17 protein-coding genes are annotated in these 19,318 nt (G+C 65.7%); 16 read left to right on the top strand and 1 reads right to left on the bottom strand.

All coding sequences use genetic code 11. The features are described 5' to 3' along the window. Positions 1-6 precede the first annotated feature (6 nt). From rbfA to OSH05_RS09605, 10 genes are all read left to right on the top strand, one after another. Complete coding sequence (rbfA, locus tag OSH05_RS09650) at positions 7-441, top strand: 30S ribosome-binding factor RbfA (RefSeq protein ID WP_104219405.1); 435 nt, start codon at positions 7-9, stop codon at positions 439-441. 3 nt (positions 442-444) lie between these two features. Continuing rightward, complete coding sequence (gene truB / locus OSH05_RS09645) at positions 445-1,380, top strand: tRNA pseudouridine(55) synthase TruB (RefSeq protein ID WP_104219406.1); 936 nt, start codon at positions 445-447, stop codon at positions 1,378-1,380. Between the two features lie 218 nt (positions 1,381-1,598). After that, positions 1,599-1,868: a 30S ribosomal protein S15 gene (gene rpsO / locus OSH05_RS09640; RefSeq protein ID WP_104219407.1), complete on the top strand. Its 270-nt coding sequence runs from the start codon at positions 1,599-1,601 to the stop codon at positions 1,866-1,868. A 194-nt stretch (positions 1,869-2,062) separates the two neighbouring features. Beyond that, positions 2,063-4,198 (top strand): polyribonucleotide nucleotidyltransferase, encoded by a 2,136-nt coding sequence (gene pnp, locus OSH05_RS09635; protein WP_104219408.1) that lies wholly within the window; start codon positions 2,063-2,065, stop codon positions 4,196-4,198. A gap of 363 nt (positions 4,199-4,561) precedes the next feature. After that, a complete protein-coding gene (locus OSH05_RS09630) occupies positions 4,562-5,554 on the top strand; it encodes an alpha/beta hydrolase family protein (RefSeq protein WP_104219409.1) in 993 nt (330 codons plus the stop codon). Positions 5,555-5,828: 274 nt separating this feature from the next. Further along, positions 5,829-6,707: a DMT family transporter gene (locus tag OSH05_RS09625; protein WP_104219582.1), complete on the top strand. Its 879-nt coding sequence runs from the start codon at positions 5,829-5,831 to the stop codon at positions 6,705-6,707. Positions 6,708-6,885: 178 nt separating this feature from the next. Beyond that, a complete protein-coding gene (locus OSH05_RS09620) occupies positions 6,886-7,800 on the top strand; it encodes an ABC transporter permease (protein ID WP_104219410.1) in 915 nt (304 codons plus the stop codon). Positions 7,801-7,809: 9 nt separating this feature from the next. After that, the gene (locus OSH05_RS09615) at positions 7,810-8,745 is read left to right on the top strand and encodes an ABC transporter permease (protein WP_407660357.1); all 936 of its coding nucleotides are present in this window, start codon (positions 7,810-7,812) and stop codon (positions 8,743-8,745) included. Further along, positions 8,738-10,369, top strand: a complete 1,632-nt coding sequence (locus tag OSH05_RS09610; protein ID WP_104219412.1) for an ABC transporter ATP-binding protein — start codon at positions 8,738-8,740, stop codon at positions 10,367-10,369. The genes OSH05_RS09615 and OSH05_RS09610 overlap by 8 nt, the downstream gene beginning before the upstream one ends. Next, entirely contained in the window at positions 10,366-11,316 is a 951-nt protein-coding gene (locus OSH05_RS09605) for a 2-hydroxyacid dehydrogenase (protein ID WP_104219413.1), read from the top strand. Before OSH05_RS09610 ends, OSH05_RS09605 begins: the two co-directional genes overlap by 4 nt. A 27-nt stretch (positions 11,317-11,343) precedes the next feature. Here OSH05_RS09605 and OSH05_RS09600 read toward each other — a convergent pair whose 3' ends face one another. Then, positions 11,344-12,057, bottom strand: a complete 714-nt coding sequence (locus OSH05_RS09600) for a GntR family transcriptional regulator (RefSeq protein ID WP_104219414.1) — start codon at positions 12,055-12,057, stop codon at positions 11,344-11,346. Positions 12,058-12,204: 147 nt separating this feature from the next. Here OSH05_RS09600 and araD point away from each other — a divergent pair, with 147 nt between their 5' ends. The 6 genes from araD (at position 12,205) to OSH05_RS09570 (ending at position 19,315) form a co-directional block, all read left to right on the top strand. After that, a complete protein-coding gene (gene araD / locus OSH05_RS09595) occupies positions 12,205-13,941 on the top strand; it encodes an L-arabinonate dehydratase (RefSeq protein WP_104219415.1) in 1,737 nt (578 codons plus the stop codon). An 8-nt stretch (positions 13,942-13,949) separates the two neighbouring features. Then, on the top strand, positions 13,950-14,675 hold the full coding sequence (locus OSH05_RS09590) for a ribonuclease activity regulator RraA (protein WP_104219416.1): 726 nt from the start codon (positions 13,950-13,952) through the stop codon (positions 14,673-14,675). A 39-nt stretch (positions 14,676-14,714) separates the two neighbouring features. Next, positions 14,715-15,620, top strand: coding sequence for a 5-dehydro-4-deoxyglucarate dehydratase (locus tag OSH05_RS09585; protein ID WP_104219417.1), 906 nt, complete (start codon positions 14,715-14,717; stop codon positions 15,618-15,620). Next, a complete protein-coding gene (locus tag OSH05_RS09580) occupies positions 15,617-16,522 on the top strand; it encodes a dihydrodipicolinate synthase family protein (protein ID WP_104219418.1) in 906 nt (301 codons plus the stop codon). Before OSH05_RS09585 ends, OSH05_RS09580 begins: the two co-directional genes overlap by 4 nt. Before the next feature lie 156 nt (positions 16,523-16,678). After that, positions 16,679-18,190, top strand: coding sequence for an ABC transporter substrate-binding protein (locus OSH05_RS09575; protein WP_165801610.1), 1,512 nt, complete (start codon positions 16,679-16,681; stop codon positions 18,188-18,190). 57 nt (positions 18,191-18,247) lie between these two features. Then, positions 18,248-19,315 (top strand): Ldh family oxidoreductase, encoded by a 1,068-nt coding sequence (locus tag OSH05_RS09570; protein WP_104219583.1) that lies wholly within the window; start codon positions 18,248-18,250, stop codon positions 19,313-19,315. The last annotated feature ends 3 nt before the right edge of the window (positions 19,316-19,318 follow it).

Below are 19,318 nucleotides of genomic sequence, written 5' to 3'. Positions count from 1 at the left end.
GATTTCATGGCGAGAACGGCTTCAAACGGAAAGAAGATCGGCACGCCCGGTCAGCGCCAGCTCCGCGTCGGCGAGCTGGTGCGGCATGCGCTGTCGGAAATATTGGCTCGCGGCGAACTCCGCGAGCCTGCGCTCGAGGGCGTGATCGTCACGGTCCCGGAGGTCCGCCTTTCGCCGGACCTCAAGGTTGCGACGGCCTATGTCATGCCGCTTGGCGGCCAGAACGCCGAAGGCGTCGTCGCGGCGCTGGAACTGCACAGGAAGTTCCTGCGCGGCGAGGTGGCGCGGCGCGTGAACATGAAATTCGCGGCGGATCTGCGCTTTCGTGTCGATACCTCCTTTGCCGAGGGATCGCGCATTGACGCGCTGCTGCGCTCCGATCCGATCGTGCGCCACGACATCGAGGCGGCGAAGCCTGAATCCGACAGCGACGAAGACTGAGCCATGGCCCGCCGCAAGAAGGGCCGGCCGGTTTCCGGCTGGCTGATCCTCGACAAGCCGCTCGGCATCACGTCGACGCAGGCTGTGGCCGTCATACGCCGGCTGTTCGATGCCCAGAAGGCCGGACATGCGGGTACGCTGGATCCGCTGGCGACCGGCATGCTGCCGATCGCGCTCGGCGAGGCGACCAAGACCGTCCCCTATGTCATGGACGGGCGAAAGGTCTATTCCTTCTCCGTGCGTTGGGGCGAAGAGACGGCGACGGACGATGCGGAGGGCGACATTGTCGCCCGCTCGGATCACCGCCCGGATCGCGCGGCGATCGAGGCGGCGCTTCCAGACTTTATCGGCGAGATTCTCCAGACACCACCGGCGTTCTCCGCCATCAAGGTCGATGGCGACCGCGCCTATGACCTCGCCCGCGAAGGCGAAGTCGTCGAGCTCGATGCCCGGCCCGTTCAGGTGCACCGGCTGGAGATCGTCGACCTGCCGGATACCGATACGACCATATTCGAGGCGGAATGCGGCAAGGGCACTTACGTCCGAGCGATTGCAAGGGATCTGGGGCGTGCGCTGGGAACGCATGCCCATGTCGTGCAGCTCCGCCGCCTGATGGTCGGGCCGTTTGACGAGGCTTCGATGATCCGGCTCGACGATCTACGCACGATGCATGAGGAAGGCGGCCCCGAGGCCGTCGCACCCCAGCTGACGCCGATCGAAGCGGCACTCGCCGAACTCACCGAGGTCCGGGCCTCCGATAGCGAGGCGGCTCGCCTGCGCAATGGCCAAGGCTTCATCCTGCGCGGTCGCCCGGAAGCCGCCAACGGCGAGACCTGCTATGCAACCCACAAGGGCGTGCTCGTGGCTATCGGCGAAATCGAGCGCGGCGAGTTTCTCCCGTCCCGGGTGTTCCCGCCGGAAACCCATTCTGCCGCCTGAACATTCCGCTGGTCATGGCACGCCATATCGTGCATATGTCGCCCGCTCCCGGACGGCCCTGCGGCCATCCGGGGTTTAGCCGTTTGCGCGGCGACCGTGCTGGACGACATCCCGGCACTGGCCGCCCCGAGACCGGCGAGCGCGTGGACCCGAACGAGGCCGCGCGTCGACGAAGCTCCGGCTCCTGCCGGAACCCCAATCACGAAAGGGATGCCCCGATGTCGATCACAGCTGCTCGCAAGCAGGAATTGATCAAGGAATACGCCACCGGACCCGACGATACGGGCTCGCCGGAGGTGCAGGTCGCCGTTCTTTCCGAGCGGATCGCCAATCTGACCGAGCATTTCAAGACCCACGGCAAGGACAATCACTCCCGCCGCGGCCTCCTGAAGATGGTCAGCCAGCGCCGCAGCCTTCTCGACTATGTGAAGAAGGTCGAGGAAGCCCGCTACAAGTCGCTGATCGAGCGCCTCGGCCTGCGTCGCTGAGCGGATCGGGCCGAGGCCCGTATCCGGAAGACGAGAATTGTACGGCGCGGCGGCATGGGGCTGCCGCGCGACTGGTTCGCGGATGACAGCCCGAGCCATGGCAGGATTGCCGGACGCTTTCGGGTGTGAACCGAAAGCCTCTCGTCATCTTGTCCATGGCTGAGCCGAGGCATCCGCCAAGGATAGGAACAGCCATGTTCGATACACAACGCGTCGAAATCGAGTGGGGCGGACGCACCCTCGTTCTCGAAACCGGCAAGATCGCCCGCCAGGCCGACGGTGCCGTGCTCGCCACCTATGGCGAGACCACCGTGCTGGCGACCGTCGTCGCCGCCAAACAGGCCAAGCCGGGAATCGACTTCTTCCCGCTGACCGTGAACTACCAGGAAAAGACCTTCGCAGCCGGCAAGATCCCCGGCGGCTTCTTCAAGCGCGAAGGCCGTCCGTCGGAGAAGGAGACGCTGACCTCGCGTCTCATCGACCGGCCGATCCGCCCGCTTTTCGCCGAAGGCTTCCGCTGTGAGACGCAGGTCGTCGCGACGGTTCTGTCGCATGATCTCGAGAACGATCCCGATATCGTCGCACTCGTCGCCGCCTCGGCCGCTCTGACGCTTTCCGGCGTGCCCTTCATGGGCCCGGTCGGCGCCGCCCGCGTCGGCCTGATCGATGGCGAGTTCGTCCTGAACCCGCTGCTCGACCAGCATGAGAATTCCAAGCTCGACCTCGTCGTCGCCGGTACGGGCGATGCGGTGCTGATGGTGGAATCGGAAGCGCAGGAGCTTTCCGAGGACACGATGCTCGGCGCCGTCATGTTCGGCCATCGCGGCTTCCAGCCGGTGATCGACGCGATCATCGCGCTCGCCGAGAAGGCCGCCAAGGAGCCGCGCGATTTCGTAGCTCCCGATCTTTCGGCGATCGAGACCGAAATGCTCGGCATTGCCGAGACCGAACTGCGCGCCGCCTACAAGAATACCGTCAAGCAGGAGCGCTACGCCGCCGTCGACGCCGTCAAGGCGAAGGTGATGGCGCATTTCTTCCCGGAAGGGCAGGAGCCGCGCTTCGACAAGGAAAAGATCGGCGCCGTCTTCAAGGAATTGCAGGCGAAGATCGTCCGCTGGAATATCCTCGACACCAAGAGCCGCATCGATGGCCGCGACCTGACGACGGTTCGCCCGATCGTTTCGGAAGTCGGCGTCCTGCCGCGCACCCATGGTTCGGCGATCTTCACCCGCGGCGAGACGCAGGCTCTCGTGGTTGCGACGCTCGGCACGGGCGATGACGAGCAGTTCATCGACGCGCTGGAAGGCACCTACAAGGAAACCTTCCTGCTGCACTACAACTTCCCGCCCTATTCGGTCGGCGAGACCGGCCGCATGGGTTCGCCCGGCCGCCGCGAAATCGGTCATGGCAAGCTCGCCTGGCGCGCCGTGCGCCCGGTCCTGCCGAACCATCATGAATTCCCCTACACGCTCCGCGTCGTCTCCGAGATCACGGAGTCGAATGGTTCGTCTTCGATGGCCACCGTCTGCGGCACCTCGCTGTCGCTGATGGATGCCGGCGTGCCGCTGAAGCGTCCGGTGGCGGGCATCGCCATGGGCCTGATCCTCGAAGGCGACCGCTATGCGGTTCTCTCCGACATCCTCGGCGACGAGGATCATCTCGGCGACATGGACTTCAAGGTCGCCGGCACCGAGCTTGGCGTCACCTCGCTGCAGATGGACATCAAGATCGCCGGCATCACCGAGGAGATCATGAAGGTCGCCCTCGACCAGGCGAAGGGCGGTCGTGCCCATATCCTCGGCGAGATGTCGAAGGCCCTGACCTCGGCGCGCCCCTCGCTCGGCGAGCATGCGCCGCGCATCGAAGTGATCCAGATTCCGACCGACAAGATCCGTGAAGTGATCGGTTCGGGCGGCAAGGTCATCCGCGAGATCGTCGAGAAGACCGGCGCCAAGATCGACATCTCGGACGACGGCACCGTCAAGGTCGCCTCCTCGGACGGCAAGGCGATCACCGCCGCGCTGAACTGGATCCGCGGCATCGCCGCTGAGCCGGAGGTCGGCCAGATCTACCAGGGCACCGTTGTGAAGGCCGTCGATTTCGGCGCCTTCGTCAATTTCTTCGGCGCCAAGGACGGTCTCGTCCACATCTCGCAGCTTTCCAGCCAGCGCGTCGCCAAGACGCAGGACGTGGTCAAGGAAGGCGACAAGGTCTGGGTTAAGCTGCTCGGCTTCGACGAGCGCGGCAAGGTCCGCCTGTCGATGAAGATGGTCGACCAGACCACCGGCCAGGAAATCAAGGAAGACAAGGCGGAATCCGCCGCGGAGTAATCTCCCGCTTCCGACCATGACAAAGGCCCCGGCGAGCGATCGCCGGGGCCTTTTGCGTTTCGGGCTCGTCGATCAGGAGGCTTCGCGCGATCGGTTCCGCCAGGACGGAGCGAGCACGGAGCGCGAGGAAGCCAGAGACGGCCACTTGGACCATCTTTAGCGAGTGGCATTGGTGCGCGTGAAGGAAGTGAGCTGGGCAATAGACATGTCACCGCTCTTCGATCCCATGAAGCACGGAACAGCTTGAATGCCGGAAACGGCATGGCCAGGTTTCATTAACGCTGTCGTCGGATGCGCCAAAACGGTCAATTTCAGATCAAAGTCTAACGGTTTGATGCAGGCTCCCGTCCTTGGAGCCAATCGATGCCCACTTTCCTGAATCTCCGAAGAACCCTGGTTCTGGCGGTATTGTTCGCCATAGCCGGACCTGCGATCCCGTCCTTCGCGCAGTCTCGGCCGGAGAGTCAGTTCTTCGATCCCGTCGCCGTCGTCGATGGAATCCAGCTCAGCCGGTCGGAGTGCGCGGCCCTGGAGAAGAACGAAACGGCGATCTGGGTGGAGGCCGACGGGCAGCCGGCATGCCTGCGATATTTCGCGGCTGGCCTCAAGACCGGGCCCGGTCCCAATCCGATCGCCGCCATCTGGCTGAACGGCGATGTGCTGGGACCGGGCGGCCGCAACGCCGACAAGCGGCAGAAGGGTTTTGGTCCCGCCGTCATGGTCGCGCAGGAGCAAAGGCTTGCCGATCGCTTCGGTGTGCCGTCGATCTTCCTCGGACGGCCGGGAACCTATGGCAGTTCCGGCAAGCACTACACGATGCGCGGCCGGCCGATCGAGGCCGACCTCGTGAATGCCGCACTCGATGGCCTCAGCAAGCGCTACGGAATTCAGTCATGGGCGCTCGGCGGGCATAGCGGCGGTGGCACGATCGTCGCGGAACTGCTGGCCCGGCGGGACGACGTGCGCTGCGCCGTCATCTCCTCCGGTGCCTCGGCCTATCGGACCTATCTGGAGGCGCGCGGACTGATCAAGCCGGGCGACAAGCTGACGCGCTTCGACCCCTACGTCTCGCTCGACAAGATCCAGGCTGACCCCGCGCGCCGGATCTTCATCATCGGCGATCCGCGTGAGACGAACGTCCCGTTCTCGTCCCAGACGCTCTATTTCGAGGGCTTGGTGGCGCGCGGCCATTCGGCCTGGCTTATTCCCCTCCGGCGCGCAACCGACGAGCGGCATCATGATCTGGTGGATTTCGGCGAGACGGCCAATGAAATGTGTGCCGCTGGCGCCAGTACCGAGACAATCCTCGCGACGATGAAGACAATGCCCGAGCCGCCGCCGCGTTTGACGAATTGACGTCGGCGCGCTTTGCGGCGAAGCCCGATACCCGTCCATCGCGTGTACGAGAACCGCTCGGGCTTCTCTCCGGCTCAGCACGACGAGGTGTTGGCCCGCCATCTGATATTTTTGTATTTCAGATATGGATGTGCGGCCACGAGTTGAATAACCTCCGGGAACGGAGGAGACAGCACATGTGTCGAAGATGGCCGCTCGATCGGGGACGTGACTTGTGGCGGTTTCCGGCGCCAATCCGGGCTGAGCCATGGCCGTCAGCGATCCGTTCCCGGCCATGACGCGGCAGCGCCGTGCCACCCTGGCCGCCCTGATGATGATAGCGGCCGCCTTCCTGAACGGGCTCGACGCGGCCATCGTGCGCACGCTCGCCCATGGCGTCCATCCGCTGATCATCGGCTTCTTTCGCGCCTTCTTCGGCCTTCTGGTGCTGCTGCCCTGGATCGTAACGCAGGTGGACCTGCGCGCCTCGCCCTATCGCTGGCTGCATGCTCTGCGCGCCGGCCTGAAGCTCGCCGCGCTGGTCTCGCTGTTCGTCGCTTTCATGCATGCCCCGCTGGCCGATGCGACGGCGATCAATTTCTCCATGCCGATCTTCCTGATCCTCGGCGCCTGGCTCTTTCTCGGCGAGCAGATCGGCATCGGGCGTATCCTCGCCGTGCTGGCCGGATTCGCAGGCATCATGATCATCATCCGCCCCGGCGTCACCGGTTTCGATCCCTGGCTCCTGTTCGCCCTGGCCGGTGCGGTGCTGACGGCGATCATCCAATTGATGCTGCGCCGTATGGCCCTTAACGACACGACCGACCGGCTGGTCGCGTGGAACCTGCTGGCCATGGCGCCGATCGGCCTCATCGTCGCGCTGCCGGTCTGGGTCACGCCCTCGCCCTGGCAATTGGCGCTGCTCGCGCTACAGGGCGGGCTCGGCGCGCTGAATATGACGCTGATCACCCGCGCCTTCGGCATGGCCGATGCCTCGTTCCTGGCACCGCTCGATTTCCTGCGCCTGCCGATCGTCGCGCTCCTTGCGTTCCTCCTCTTCGGGGAAGTCGCAACGACGTCGACATGGATCGGCGCCGCCATCATCTGCGCCGCTCCGCTGGCCTTAGCCGGTGGGTCGCGGCTGCTGCGCCGGCGGTTTGACGACGCCCCGTGACCTCGTGCTGGAAAAGGGCTTTCACAAAAATCTTAGATGCACTAATATTTCAATTAAGCAGGGAATGCACCGGTGGCCGGCCCGATCGAGGGTGAGCCGCCTTGCGCTATCGCGGCGGCGGGCCGGCCTGGAGGGACGGGCTCGCCCATCCGCCGACACCCAAGGGAGGAGGGTGGGCATGGGAACATTCATCGGAAAGCGGGCGCTCGCCAGCGGCGTCTCGCTGCTCGGTCTCGTCATCCTCGTCTTCTTCCTGTCGCGGCTGACCGGCGATCCGACGGATCTCTATCTGCCGCTCGACGCCTCGGTCGCGGCGCGCGAGCAGTTCCGGGAGATCCACGGCTTCAACGATCCGCTGATCGTGCAGTTCGGCCGCTATGCCGCCGATCTGGCGCATGGCGATTTCGGCCAGTCGCTCCGGCAGGCCCGCCCCGCCATGGATGTCGTGCTGCATGCCTTCGGCTGGACGCTGTGGCTGGCGGTGATCACCATGAGCTGCGTGACGGCGGCGGCGATCATCATCGGCTCCCTCGCGGCCTTTCGCGTCGGCGGCATCTTCGATCGGATCGCGACCTTCTTCTCGCTCATCGGCGCATCAGCCCCGGATTTCTGGATCGCGATCGTCGCGATCGTCATCTTCGCGGTCCATCTCCACTGGCTGCCCACCTCGGGTACCGGCACGGCAGCGCATTGGATCCTGCCGGTCTCGGTGCTCTTCATCCGGCCCTTCGGCCTGATCCTGCAGGTCGTGCGCGGCGCGATGATCTCGGTCCTGACCTCGCCCTATGTGAAGACGGCGCGGGCCAAGGGCGTGCGGACGATGCCGATCATCTTCATCCACGCCCTTCGCAACGCCATGCTGCCGGTGATCACAGTGATCGGCGACCAGGCGGCGGCGATCCTGAACGGCGCTGTCGTGGTCGAGACCATCTTCGGCTTTCCCGGCATCGGCAAGCTGATGATCGATTCGGTCCTGCTGCGCGACTTCTCGGTAGTCATGGCCGCTATCATGGTCTCGGCCGTCGCCATCTTCCTCATGAACCTCGTGATCGACCTTGCCTATGTGCTGCTCGATCCCCGCATCCGGTATTGAGCGATGGCCATGAGCGAGACCCGAGCCGATACGCAAACCAAACCCACGGGGCGGAGACCGGAAAGCGCGGCCGCGCGGTGGCTCGCCATGTTGTGGGCCGACAAGTTCGCCTTCTGCGCAGCGCTGTTCCTGCTCATCGCGGTGCTTTGCGCGATCTTCGGCCCGGCCTTGCTGGAGACGGCGGCGATCAAGCAGAACCTGCGCGGCCGCAACGCCGCCCCGTTCGAGCTGGCGCGGGGCTGGCTCTATGTTCTTGGCGCCGATGCGCTCGGCCGGCCGCTCCTGGCGCGGATCGTCGTGGCGGCGCAGAACACCCTGCTCGTCGCCGGCGCAGCGGTACTGGCCTCCTCGATCGTCGGCTGCGCGCTCGGTCTCGTCGCGGGCTACAGCCGCCGCCGCGCGGCACAGTGGATACTGCGCCTCGGGGACGTGATCATGTCCTTCCCCTCGCTTCTGCTTGCCGTGGTCGTGCTCTACATGCTGGAGCCCTCGATCGCCAATATCGTGCTCGTTCTGGCAATCACCCGCATCCCGATCTACCTGCGCACCACCCGCGCCGAGGTGCTCGAACTGCGCGAGCGCATGTTCGTGCAGGCGGCCAGGGTCATGGGCGCCTCGGACCGGCGGATTCTCTTCCGCCACATCCTGCCGATGGTTCTGCCCACGCTCGTCACCATCGCCACGCTCGACTTCGCCTATGTCATGCTGGCGGAATCGGCGCTGTCCTTTCTCGGCATCGGCATTCAGGCACCGGAGATCACCTGGGGCCTGATGGTGTCGCAGGGCCGGCCCTACCTGACCACGGCCTGGTGGCTGTCGTTCTGGCCCGGCCTCGCGATCATCCTGACGACATTGTCGCTGAACCTTCTCTCCAACTGGATGCGCATCGCGCTCGACCCGGCACAAAGATGGCGGCTCGAAATGGGAGGACGCCGCAATGGCTGATCACCTTCTGGAAGTGCGCGATCTGTCGGTGGAGTTCCACACGGCCGCCGGCACGGTGCAGGCCGTCCGCAATGTGAGCTGGCATCTCGATCGGGGCGAGACTCTGGCGATCCTCGGCGAGAGCGGCTCGGGCAAGTCGGTCTCCGCCGCGGCGGTGATGAACCTGATCGACATGCCGCCGGGCCGCATCACGAGCGGCGCGATCTTGCTCAACGGAAAGGACATGCTGGCGATGTCCGCCGAGGCGAGGCGCGCGATCAACGGCGCCCGCATCGCCATGATCTTCCAGGATCCGCTCGCCCACCTCAATCCGGTCTATTCCGCCGGCTGGCAAATCGCCGAAATGATGACGACGCATGGCGAGCCTCGGGAAAAGGCGCGCGCCAGGACGCTGGAATTGCTGACGCGCGTCGGCATTCCCGACCCGGAGCGAGCGATGAGCCGCTATCCGCATCAGTTCTCGGGCGGCCAGCGCCAGCGCCTGATGATCGCGATGGCGCTCGCCTGCAAGCCCGACATCCTGATTGCCGACGAACCGACGACGGCGCTCGACGTGACCGTGCAGGCGCAGGTCCTGGCACTGCTTGAGGAATTGCAGCAGGAGACCGGCATGGGGCTCCTGCTGATCACTCATGACCTCGGCGTGGTGGCGGAGATCGCCGATCGCGTCGTGGTGATGAACGGCGGCAGCATCGTCGAGACCGGCCAGGCAGCCGAGGTCTATCGCGATCCGCAGCACCCCTATACCCGCAAGCTGATCGCCGCCGCCCCCGGCAAGGGCGTCATGCCCGCCGAGCGCGACAGGAGCGGCGAGCCGCTGCTGCGGGTGGAAGGACTGCACAAGCGCTTTGGCGCCTTCCATGCGCTGCAGGGCGTCGACCTCACGATCATGCCGGGCGAGACCGTGGCGGTGGTGGGCGAGAGCGGCTCGGGCAAGTCGACGCTGGCCCGAGCGATCCTGCGCCTCGACGACCCGGATGCCGGCCGCGTCCTCTATCGCGGCAACGACCTGATCACGATGGGCGCGCGCGAATTGTTCGCGCTCCGTCGCGATCTGCAGATGGTCTTCCAGGATCCGACCCAGAGCCTCCATCCGCGCATGACTGTGTTCCAGCTCATCGCGGAAGCCTGGGTGATCCATCCCGACATCCTGCCCCGGGCCGCCTGGCGGGAGCGGGTGGCCGAACTGCTGGTCAAGGTCGGGCTGACGGCCGACATGGCGGCGCGCTATCCGCATCAGTTCTCCGGCGGCCAGCGGCAGCGCATCGCCATAGCCCGCGCCCTGGCGATGAACCCGAAGCTGATCGTCTGCGACGAGGCGGTTTCGGCGCTCGACGTCTCGATCCAGGCGCAGGTCATCGCACTGCTCGAGGGGCTGCGTCGCGAGTTTGGCCTCTCCTATCTGTTCATCGCCCATGACCTGCCGGTCGTGCGCGATTTCGCCGACCGCGTCATCGTCATGCAGGCTGGCCGGATCATCGAGCAGGGTCCGGTACGGCAGATCTTCGAGGCGCCGGTCGAGCCCTATACGCGCGCCCTCCTGGCGGCGAGCCTCGATCCCGATCCCGAGGTTCAGGCCAGACGCCGTGCTGCCCGCCACGATGCCGAGATCATAGCCGCATGAAGCCCGATGTCCTCGTCGCCTATCCCCTGCGCCCCCGCCAGATGGCGGTGCTGGAGGAGCGCTATACGCTGCACCGCCTCGATCTCGCGGCGGACGAGGCCATGCGCGCGGCCGTGCTCGCCAAGGCGGGTCCGCTCTGCAGGGCCATGGTGGTGAATGGCCATGTCACCGTGGACAAGGCCCTGCTCGACCAGCTGCCGGCTCTGAAGCTTGCCGTCTGCTCGTCGGCGGGTTTCGACCGGATGGACCTCGCCGAGATGGTGCGGCGCCAGATCCGCCTGACCAATACGTCAGACGCGTTGGTGGACGAGGTTGCCAACATGGCGGTGTTGCTCGCGCTGGCGGCGCGACGTCAGCTCGTGCGCGCCGATGCCTATGCGCGAACCGGCGAATGGGGCCGCAGCGGCATGTTTCCGCTGACGGCCGCGACCGCCGGCAGCCAGGCCGGCATCGTCGGCCTCGGCAAGATCGGCTTGGCGATCGCGACCCGCCTGCAGGCGCTTGGCATGCGCATCGGCTATTTCGGCCGTCGACGGAAAGAGGGCGTCGACTACCCCTTCTTCGCCGACCTGGCGGGTCTGGCGGCCTGGTCGGACGTCCTGCTTGTCGCAACGCCGGGCGGGCCGGAGACGGAGGGGCTCATCTCGGCGTCCGTCCTGGCGGCGCTGGGCCCTGAGGGAACTTTCGTCAATGTCTCGCGCGGGAGCGTGGTCGACGAGACGGCGTTGATCGGCGCGCTGCAACGGGGCGAGATCGCCTCAGCGGGGCTCGATGTCTATTGGAACGAACCTGATCCAGATCCGGCCTTCGCCGCGCTCCGCAATGTCGTGCTCTATCCCCACCACGCCAGCGGCACCGTCGAGACCCGCGATCGCATGGCCGAGCTGACGCTCGGCAATCTCGCAGCTTTCTTCGCCGGAGAACCGCTCCTGACACCGGTCAATTGAGAAGGCGCCCGGCGTGATGCCGCTCGTTCAGGCGAAATAATGCGGGAATTCGCGCTGCAATTCCTCGACCTTCGCCACGGTGCGGCTCAGATGGTCGCGGATCGCGGCGACGGCGCCGTCGGCATCGCCGGCAGCGATCGCTTCGACGATGGCGCGGTGGCCTTCGAGGATGCTGACGATCTTGCCTTTTTCCGGAAGATGCAGGCGGCGTACCCGCTCCAGATGGCCCGAACGCTCGCGCACGAGTTGATGCAGCCCGCTGCGCCCCACCCCGGAGAAGAGCGTCTGGTGAAAAAGCTCGTCCAGTTCCTGGAAAATCGCGAGTTGCTCGGGGTCGTCGGCCACCGCCTCCTGCATGCGGATGATCGAGCGGGCACGCGTGACGGTCGCAGCGTCGCCGTCGGCGGCCAGACGGCGGCAGACCTCGGTTTCCAGCGCGACCCGCAGAAAATGCGCCTCGTAGATCTGCGGCGCGTCGATCCGCGTCACGATCGTCTTCGATTGTGGATAGATGCGGACGAGCCCCTCCTGCTTCAGCAGCTGCATAGCCTCGCGGATCGGGGTCTGGCTGACCTCATAGGTATCGGTCAGTTCGGACCGCGAGAGCGTGGTGTCGGGTGGGAGCTGCAGCGTGATGATCCGCCGACGCAGATCGTCATAGACGCGCTGCACGGTCCCGCCGTTCAGCGCGGGAAGTCCGGGCGGGGTCAGGCCGAAGGTCGAGGCGAGCGAGGTGTTCATGTTTTGAGTTCCTGCCAGGCGAATCCTAGCGGCGGCGCGACTGATGCACAACGACACAAATATAGCTGTTGATATAGATGCCATACTGAAATATTAGTATCAATGAAGACGGCGCGATCTTTCGTCGATCGCGCGAGGGAGGGAAAAATGGCCGCGAATAAGGCCTATGAGCAGCTGCGCTCGGCGCGGTGGATGCAGCCGGACGACCAGCGGTCCTTCGGTCATCGCTCACGGACCATGCAGATGGGCTATGCGCCGGAGGATTGGCAGGGCAAGCCGATGATCGCGATCATCAACACTTGGTCCGACGCCCAGCCCTGCCACATGCATTTCAAGGACCGCGTGGAATGGGTGAAGCGCGGCATCCTGCAAGCGGGCGGCTTCCCGATGGAACTGCCGGCGCTTTCGCTTTCCGAGAACTTCGTGAAACCGACGACGATGCTCTATCGCAACATGCTGGCGATGGAGACCGAGGAGCTGCTGCGCTCTCATCCCGTCGATGGCGCTGTGCTGATGGGCGGCTGCGACAAGACCACCCCCGGCCTGGTTATGGGCGCGGTCAGCATGGGCCTGCCCTTCGTCTATCTCCCGGCCGGCCCGATGCTGCGCGGAAATTACGCCGGCAAATATCTTGGCTCCGGCACGGACGGCTTCAAATATTGGGATGAGCGCCGGGCCGGTACCATCTCGAAGGAGGAGTGGCAGGGCATCGAAGGCGGTATTGCCCGCAGCTATGGCCATTGCATGACGATGGGCACCGCCAGCACCATGACGGCGATCGCCGAGGCGATGGGGCTGACGCTTCCCGGTGCCTCGTCCATCCCGGCAGCGGATGCCAACCATCAGCGCATGTCGGCGAGTTGCGGCCGGCGGATCGTCGAGATGGTATGGGAAGACCTGACGCCCGATCACATCATCACCCCCGCCGCGGTGAAGAACGCCGTCGTCGTCGCCATGGCGACCGGCTGCTCCACCAATGCGATCATCCATCTCATCGCCATGGCGCGCCGCGCCGGCATTCCCTTGGAACTGGACGACCTCGACCGCATCGGCCGCACCACGCCGGTGCTGGCCAATATCCGCCCCTCCGGCACGACCTATCTGATGGAGGACTTCTTCTATGCGGGCGGATTGCGCGCGCTGATGAAGCAGTTGGGCGACAAACTCGATCCGGAGGCGATCACCGTTACCGGCCGGCCGCTTGTCGAGGGGCTCGACAGCGTCAAGATCTGGAACGAGGACGTGATCCGGCCCCTGTCGAACCCGGTCTATCATGAAGGCTCGCTGGCGGTGCTGAAGGGCAATCTCTGTCCCGACGGCGCAGTCATCAAGCCCGCTGCCTGCGACCCGAAATTCCACCTTCACACCGGCCCCGCCCTGGTTGCCGACAGCTATCCCGAGTTGAAGACGATCATCGACGATCCCGACTATCCGCTGACCCCCGACACGGTGCTGGTCCTGCGCAATGCCGGGCCGCAGGGTGGGCCGGGAATGCCGGAATGGGGCATGATTCCCATGCCCAAAGCGCTGCTGAAGCTCGGCCTGCGCGACATGGTGCGCATTTCCGATGCGCGCATGTCGGGAACGAGCTTCGGTGCGTGCGTGCTGCATGTCGCGCCGGAGGCCTTCATCGGCGGGCCGCTGGCGCTGCTCCGGACGGGGGACATGGTGTCGCTCGATATTCCGAACCGCAGCCTGAACATGCTGGTCGGCGATGAGGAGCTCGCCGCGCGCCGCGCGGCCTGGATCGCGCCTCAGCCGAAATATGAGCGCGGTTACGGCTTCATGTTCTCCAAGCATATCGAGCAGGCCGACAAGGGTTGCGACTTCGATTTCCTCAAGACGGAATTCGGCCGCCCCGTCGACGAACCCATCATCTATTGAGGCGAGAGATGACCGACTATCTGCTTTCCGACGCAACCCGCGCCAAGCTGAAGGGGGTCTCGACGGCCTCGGTCGCCACGGCGCTCTTCAAGCGCGGCCTTCGCAACCAGTTCGTCCAGGGCGTCGTCCCCGTCTCGCCGAAGGAGGCGACGATGGTCGGGCAGGCTTTCACGCTGCGCTACATCCCGGCGCGCGAGGACCGCAACCCCATCAGCGTCTTCCGCAACCCCGACCATCCTCAGCGTGTCGCTATCGAGACCTGCCCGCCCGGCTGGGTGCTGGTGATGGACGGGCGCAAGGATGCGCGGGCGGCGACCGCCGGCTCGATCCTGATCACCCGCCTCGCGCTGCGCGGGGCGGCGGGCGTCGTGTCGGATTCCGGCTTCCGCGACGCGGAGGGCATCGGCAAGCTGGACATGCCCGCCTATTTCGCCCGGCCCTCGGCGCCCACCAATCTGACGCTGCACGAGGCGCTGGATATCAATGTTCCCATCGCCTGCGGCGACGTCGCGGTGTTTCCGGGCGATGTGATGCTGGGCGACAAGGACGGGGTGATGGTGATCCCCGCCCATCTGGCCGACGAGATCGCCGATGAATGCACCGGCATGGAGAGCTTCGAAGCGTTCGTGCTCGAGGAAGTCCAGTCGGGAGCCTCGATCATCGGGCTCTATCCGAGCACGCGTGAGGAAAATCAGAAGAAATATGAGGCCTGGCGCGGCCGGACCGGACGCTGACCCCAACCGCTGCCTGGATCGCTGACCGTGGAAAGCCCGATGATCTCACCCACTGAACTGCGCGATATCCTTCGCAACGGCCTTCTCTCCTTCCCCGTGACGCCCTTCGACGGCGAGGACCGCTTCGCGCCGAAGCCCTTCGCGGCCCATCTCGATTGGCTGTCCTCTTATCCCGTCGCGGGCCTGATCGTCGCGGGCGGTACCGGGGAACTGTTCTCGCTCACGCCAGCCGAAGTGGTCGATGTCGTGCGCACCGCTCGCGCCGTCGCGGGCAGCGCGCCGGTCATCGCCGGTTGCGGCTATGGCACGCGCATCGCTTGCGACCTGGCTCGCGATATCGAGGCGGCAGGCGGCGACGGCATCCTGCTCCTGCCGCATTATCTGACCGAGGCGCCGCCCGAAGGCATCGCTGCTCGCATCCGCGCAGTATGCCATGCCACGCGGATGGGCGTGATCGTTTATAATCGCGGCCAGGCGCGCGTCTCGGCCGAGCAATTGGCGCGGCTTGCCGATGAATGCCCCAATCTGATCGGCTTCAAGGACGGCACGGGCGACATCGACACCGTCCGCCGCGTCACGATCCAGTTGGGCGACCGCCTCTCCTATATCGGTGGCATGCCCACGCATGAACTGTTCGCGCAGGCCTATAAGGGGGCGGGAATGCCCACCTATTCCTCGGCGGTGTTCAATTTCGTGCCCGAGACCGCCCTCGCCTTCCATCGCGCCCTCAGCGCGGGCGACGATGTGGCCTGCGAGACGATGCTGCGCGACTTCTACTATCCCTTCGCCCGCATCCGCGACCGCCAGGCCGGCTATGCGGTTTCCGCCATCAAGGCCGGCGTGCGCCTGCGCGGCTTCGATGCCGGCCCGGTCCGCGCGCCGCTGGTCGATCTGAACGAGGAGGAGGTTGCGATGATGCAGGCATTGATCGCGACAGCGACATGAGCGCGCGGCTCCATTCCGCGCTGACGGGCATTTCCGGCATCTTCGTCACGCCCTTCGACGCCGACGACCACGTCGCACCCGATCGGCTCCGTCCCCTGGTCGAGCGCGCCTTGGCGGCCGGGCTGCATGTGCCGGTCGCAAACGGCAATACCGGCGAGTTCTATGCGCTCTCCATCGAGGAGGCCGAGACCATGGCGAGCGCGCTCGTCGATCTGGTCGCCGGCCGCGCTCCGGTCCTTTGCGGCGTCGGGCGCTCGGTCGGCGATGCCTGCCGTCTGGCACGCTCGGCCGCCCGTGGCGGGGCGGCCGGACTGATGGTGCACCAGCCGCCCGATCCCTTCGCGGCGCCGCGCGGCGTCGCCGAATATGTCCGCCGCGTCGCCGCGGCGGGCGACGGCCTGCCGGTAATGCTCTATCTGCGCAATGACGCCATCGGGACGGCGGCGATCGCGGATCTCTGCGCCATTCCCGGCGTGATCGGGGTGAAATGGGCGACCCCCAACCCGATGCGTCTGGCGGAGGCCATCGCCGCTTGCGACCCCGGCATCATCTTCGTCGGCGGCCTCGCCGAGATCTGGGCGCCGGCGCTCTATGCCGTTGGCGCGCGCGGCTTCACCTCGGGATTGATCAACATCTGGCCGGAGCGGTCGCTCGCGATCCATGCAGCCCTTGAGGCCGGCGACTATCCACGAGCCCGCGCCCTGATCGCCGGCATGGCCGCCTTCGAGGAAATCCGCGCCACGGAGATGAACGGCGCCAATGTCTCGGCCGTGAAGGCGGCGCTTCTCGCCATGGGACAGGATTGCGGGCCGACCCGTCCGCCCTCCGCCTGGCCGCTCCGCGCCGACCAGCAGGCGCGGCTTGAGGAATTCCTGGCGAATGCCGGCCTCGTGAGAAATTGAACTGGAATATTAGTGTTCATGTGTATAAGTTCGTGAAGCGTTGGCTGGTAGCGGCGCGCCCGAGTGAGCGCCGTCCCGATTGAGGAGTCGGATCGCCAGCGACCGCAGATCGCGCCTTGGATGCGCGCAAAGGGAGGGAACCGAAAAATGAACCTGATGAGGACAGCCATCTGTCTTTCCACCACCATGCTGGCGATGGGCCTCGCGCCCGCCTTCGCCGCCGATGCCGGCCGCGACGTGACGATAGTCCTCGCCGAGACGGTGGACGTGGTCGAGCCCTGCATGGCCGCGCGCCAGGATGTCGGCCGCGTCATCTCGGAAAACGTCAACGAGATGCTCGTCGAGTTCGATTATGTGAATGGTGGACTGAAGCCGCGCCTCGCTACAGGATGGTCGCAGATCGACGCGGACACCTGGGAATTCAAGCTGCGCCCCGGCGTCAAATGGCATGATGGCAGCGACTTCACTGCCAAGGACGTGCAATTCACGATCGAGCGCAACAAGAAGGCCGAGCTGAGCTGCGAGACCGGCGGCAAATATTTCGGTGGCACCGATTTCAGCTTCGAGATTCCGGACGAGCACACGATCCGCATCACGACGAATCCCGCGCAGCCGATCCTGCCGCTGCTGATGACGGTGATGCCGGTGGAATCGGCCGCGGCAACGCCCCCGGACCAGTTCACGCGCAGCCCGGTTGGCACCGGTCCCTATGTCTTCTCCGACTGGAAGGTCGGCCAGTCGATCACGCTGACGCGCAACCCGAATTATTGGGGCGACCAGCCGAAGGTGGAGAAGGCGACCTATCTGTTCCGCTCCGACAGCGCCGTGGCCGCCGCCATGGTCGATACGGGCGAGGCCGACATCGTGCCCTCGATCGCGCTGCAGGACGCGACCAACCCGAAGACGGACATCTCCTATCCGAACTCCGAGACCACCTCGCTGCGCATCGACACGCGCACGGCGCCGCTGAACGACCGCCGCGTCCGCGAGGCGCTCAACCTTGCCATCGACCGCCAGGCCATGCTCGGCACGCTGTTCCCTGCCTCGGCCCAGGTCGCGACGCATCTCGTCGTGCCAACCACCATCGGTTACAACAAGGACGTGCCGGTCTGGCCCTATGATCCCGCCAAGGCCAAGGCGCTGATCGCCGAAGCCAAGGCCGACGGTGTGCCCGTCGACACGCAGATCCGCATCATCGGCCGCAACGGGCAATATCCCAATGCTACCGAGGCGATGGAAGCCATCATGGCGATGCTTCAGGACGTCGGTTTCAACGTCAAACTCGACATGTACGACGTCTCGGTCTGGAACAATTACTTCGTGTCGCCCTTCGTGGCGGATGCCGGCCCGACGCTGACCCAGTCACAACACGACAATGCCACCGGCGATCCCGTCTTCACGGCCTTCGTCAAATATGCCTCGACCGGGACGCATTCCATGCTGCGCGACCCCGAGGTCGACGCGCTGATCGCGAAGGCGACCGCGGCGACGGGCGAGGAGCGCACGAAGCTGTGGCAGGAGCTGTTCGCCAAGGTGAACACCCAGGACATCGCCGACATTCCCATGTTCCACATGGTCGGCTTCACCCGGGTGTCGCCGCGGCTGGACTTCAAGCCGACCATCGCAACGAACTCGGAACTGCAGCTCTCGCAGATCGAGTTCAAGTGATCCTCTTCGCGGGCCGGAGGCTCCGGCCCGCGAACCTGCCGTGTGATGGAGAATTCCATGCCCCTGATCGAACGCCCGGTCCTGATCGCCTTCGCCCGTAACCTTCTGGTGTGCGCGGGGATGGAGGACGACAAGGCCGCCGTCACAGCCGAAGTGCTGGTCGAGGGCGACATGATCGGCCACGATACCCATGGCCTCCAGCTGATGCCGTGGTATCTGGAGCAACTGGCCGATGGCAGCCTGAATGGCAAGGGCAGCTTCGACGTCGTGGCCGACAAGGGATCGGCCTTCGTCTGGGACGGACGGCTCCTGCCGGGCGCATGGCTGCTGACCCGGGCGCTTGACCAGGCGTGCGAGCGCGTTGCCGATCACGGCATCGTCGGGGCGGCGATCCGCAACAGCCACCACACCTGCGCCCTGTCGGCGTACATGCGCAAGGTGACGGATCGCGGGCTGATCGTGCAGATCTCCGTGTCGAACCCGGCGGCGGCGCGCGTGGCTCCTTTTGGCGGCACAAAGCCGCTGCTGACCCCGAATCCGCTGGCCATGGGCTTCCCGACCTCGGGCGACCCGATCCTTGTCGACGTGTCCTGTTCCATCACCACCACGACGACCACTCAGCTCCTCGCCAAGCGCGGGGAACTCTATCCCGAGGCCTGGGGACTGACGGCGGAGGGTGAGCCGACCGACGATCCGCGCGAAATCACCGAGCGCGGCGGGTCGATGATGCCGCTGGGCGGCGCGCTGAAGGGCCACAAGGGCTATGGGCTGGCGCTTATGGTCGACCTGCTGGGCCAGGGCCTCTCGGGCAAGGGGCGCGCCAATACGGCGCCGGGACCGCTGGCGCAAAGCGCCTTCCTTCAGGTGATCGACCCGGCCTTTTTCGCAGGCTTTGGCGCCTTCGCCGAGCAGTCGGACTGGACGGCTGAAGCTTGCCGGACCAATCCGCCCGCGCCGTGGAACAACGGCCCGGTGCGCGTCCCGGGCGACAGCGCCTCCCGCAAGCGCCGGAAAGCACTGGCGGAGGGCGTGCCGGTCGTCGAAGCGCACTGGCTGAAGCTCGCCGGCCATGCCGCGCGCCTCGGCGTAGACATGCCGTCAGCGTCGGTCGCGGCCGAGGCCTGATCG

It is taken from the genome of Kaistia algarum, assembly GCF_026343945.1.
Lineage (GTDB): Bacteria > Pseudomonadota > Alphaproteobacteria > Rhizobiales > Kaistiaceae > Kaistia > Kaistia algarum.
This window is presented reverse-complemented; position numbering and strand designations above follow the sequence as displayed.

Coding starts and splice junctions, on each gene's coding strand:
- OSH05_RS09585 (WP_104219417.1), top strand. CDS start 14,715: ATGATCTCACCCACTGAACTGCGCGATATCCTTCGCAACGGCCTTCTC.
- OSH05_RS09570 (WP_104219583.1), top strand. CDS start 18,248: ATGCCCCTGATCGAACGCCCGGTCCTGATCGCCTTCGCCCGTAACCTT.
- pnp (WP_104219408.1), top strand. CDS start 2,063: ATGTTCGATACACAACGCGTCGAAATCGAGTGGGGCGGACGCACCCTC.
- OSH05_RS09625 (WP_104219582.1), top strand. CDS start 5,829: ATGACGCGGCAGCGCCGTGCCACCCTGGCCGCCCTGATGATGATAGCG.
- OSH05_RS09610 (WP_104219412.1), top strand. CDS start 8,738: ATGGCTGATCACCTTCTGGAAGTGCGCGATCTGTCGGTGGAGTTCCAC.
- OSH05_RS09615 (WP_407660357.1), top strand. CDS start 7,810: ATGAGCGAGACCCGAGCCGATACGCAAACCAAACCCACGGGGCGGAGA.
- rpsO (WP_104219407.1), top strand. CDS start 1,599: ATGTCGATCACAGCTGCTCGCAAGCAGGAATTGATCAAGGAATACGCC.
- OSH05_RS09575 (WP_165801610.1), top strand. CDS start 16,679: ATGAGGACAGCCATCTGTCTTTCCACCACCATGCTGGCGATGGGCCTC.
- OSH05_RS09600 (WP_104219414.1), bottom strand. CDS start 12,057: ATGAACACCTCGCTCGCCTCGACCTTCGGCCTGACCCCGCCCGGACTT.
- OSH05_RS09630 (WP_104219409.1), top strand. CDS start 4,562: ATGCCCACTTTCCTGAATCTCCGAAGAACCCTGGTTCTGGCGGTATTG.
- rbfA (WP_104219405.1), top strand. CDS start 7: ATGGCGAGAACGGCTTCAAACGGAAAGAAGATCGGCACGCCCGGTCAG.
- araD (WP_104219415.1), top strand. CDS start 12,205: ATGGCCGCGAATAAGGCCTATGAGCAGCTGCGCTCGGCGCGGTGGATG.
- truB (WP_104219406.1), top strand. CDS start 445: ATGGCCCGCCGCAAGAAGGGCCGGCCGGTTTCCGGCTGGCTGATCCTC.
- OSH05_RS09580 (WP_104219418.1), top strand. CDS start 15,617: ATGAGCGCGCGGCTCCATTCCGCGCTGACGGGCATTTCCGGCATCTTC.
- OSH05_RS09605 (WP_104219413.1), top strand. CDS start 10,366: ATGAAGCCCGATGTCCTCGTCGCCTATCCCCTGCGCCCCCGCCAGATG.
- OSH05_RS09620 (WP_104219410.1), top strand. CDS start 6,886: ATGGGAACATTCATCGGAAAGCGGGCGCTCGCCAGCGGCGTCTCGCTG.
- OSH05_RS09590 (WP_104219416.1), top strand. CDS start 13,950: ATGACCGACTATCTGCTTTCCGACGCAACCCGCGCCAAGCTGAAGGGG.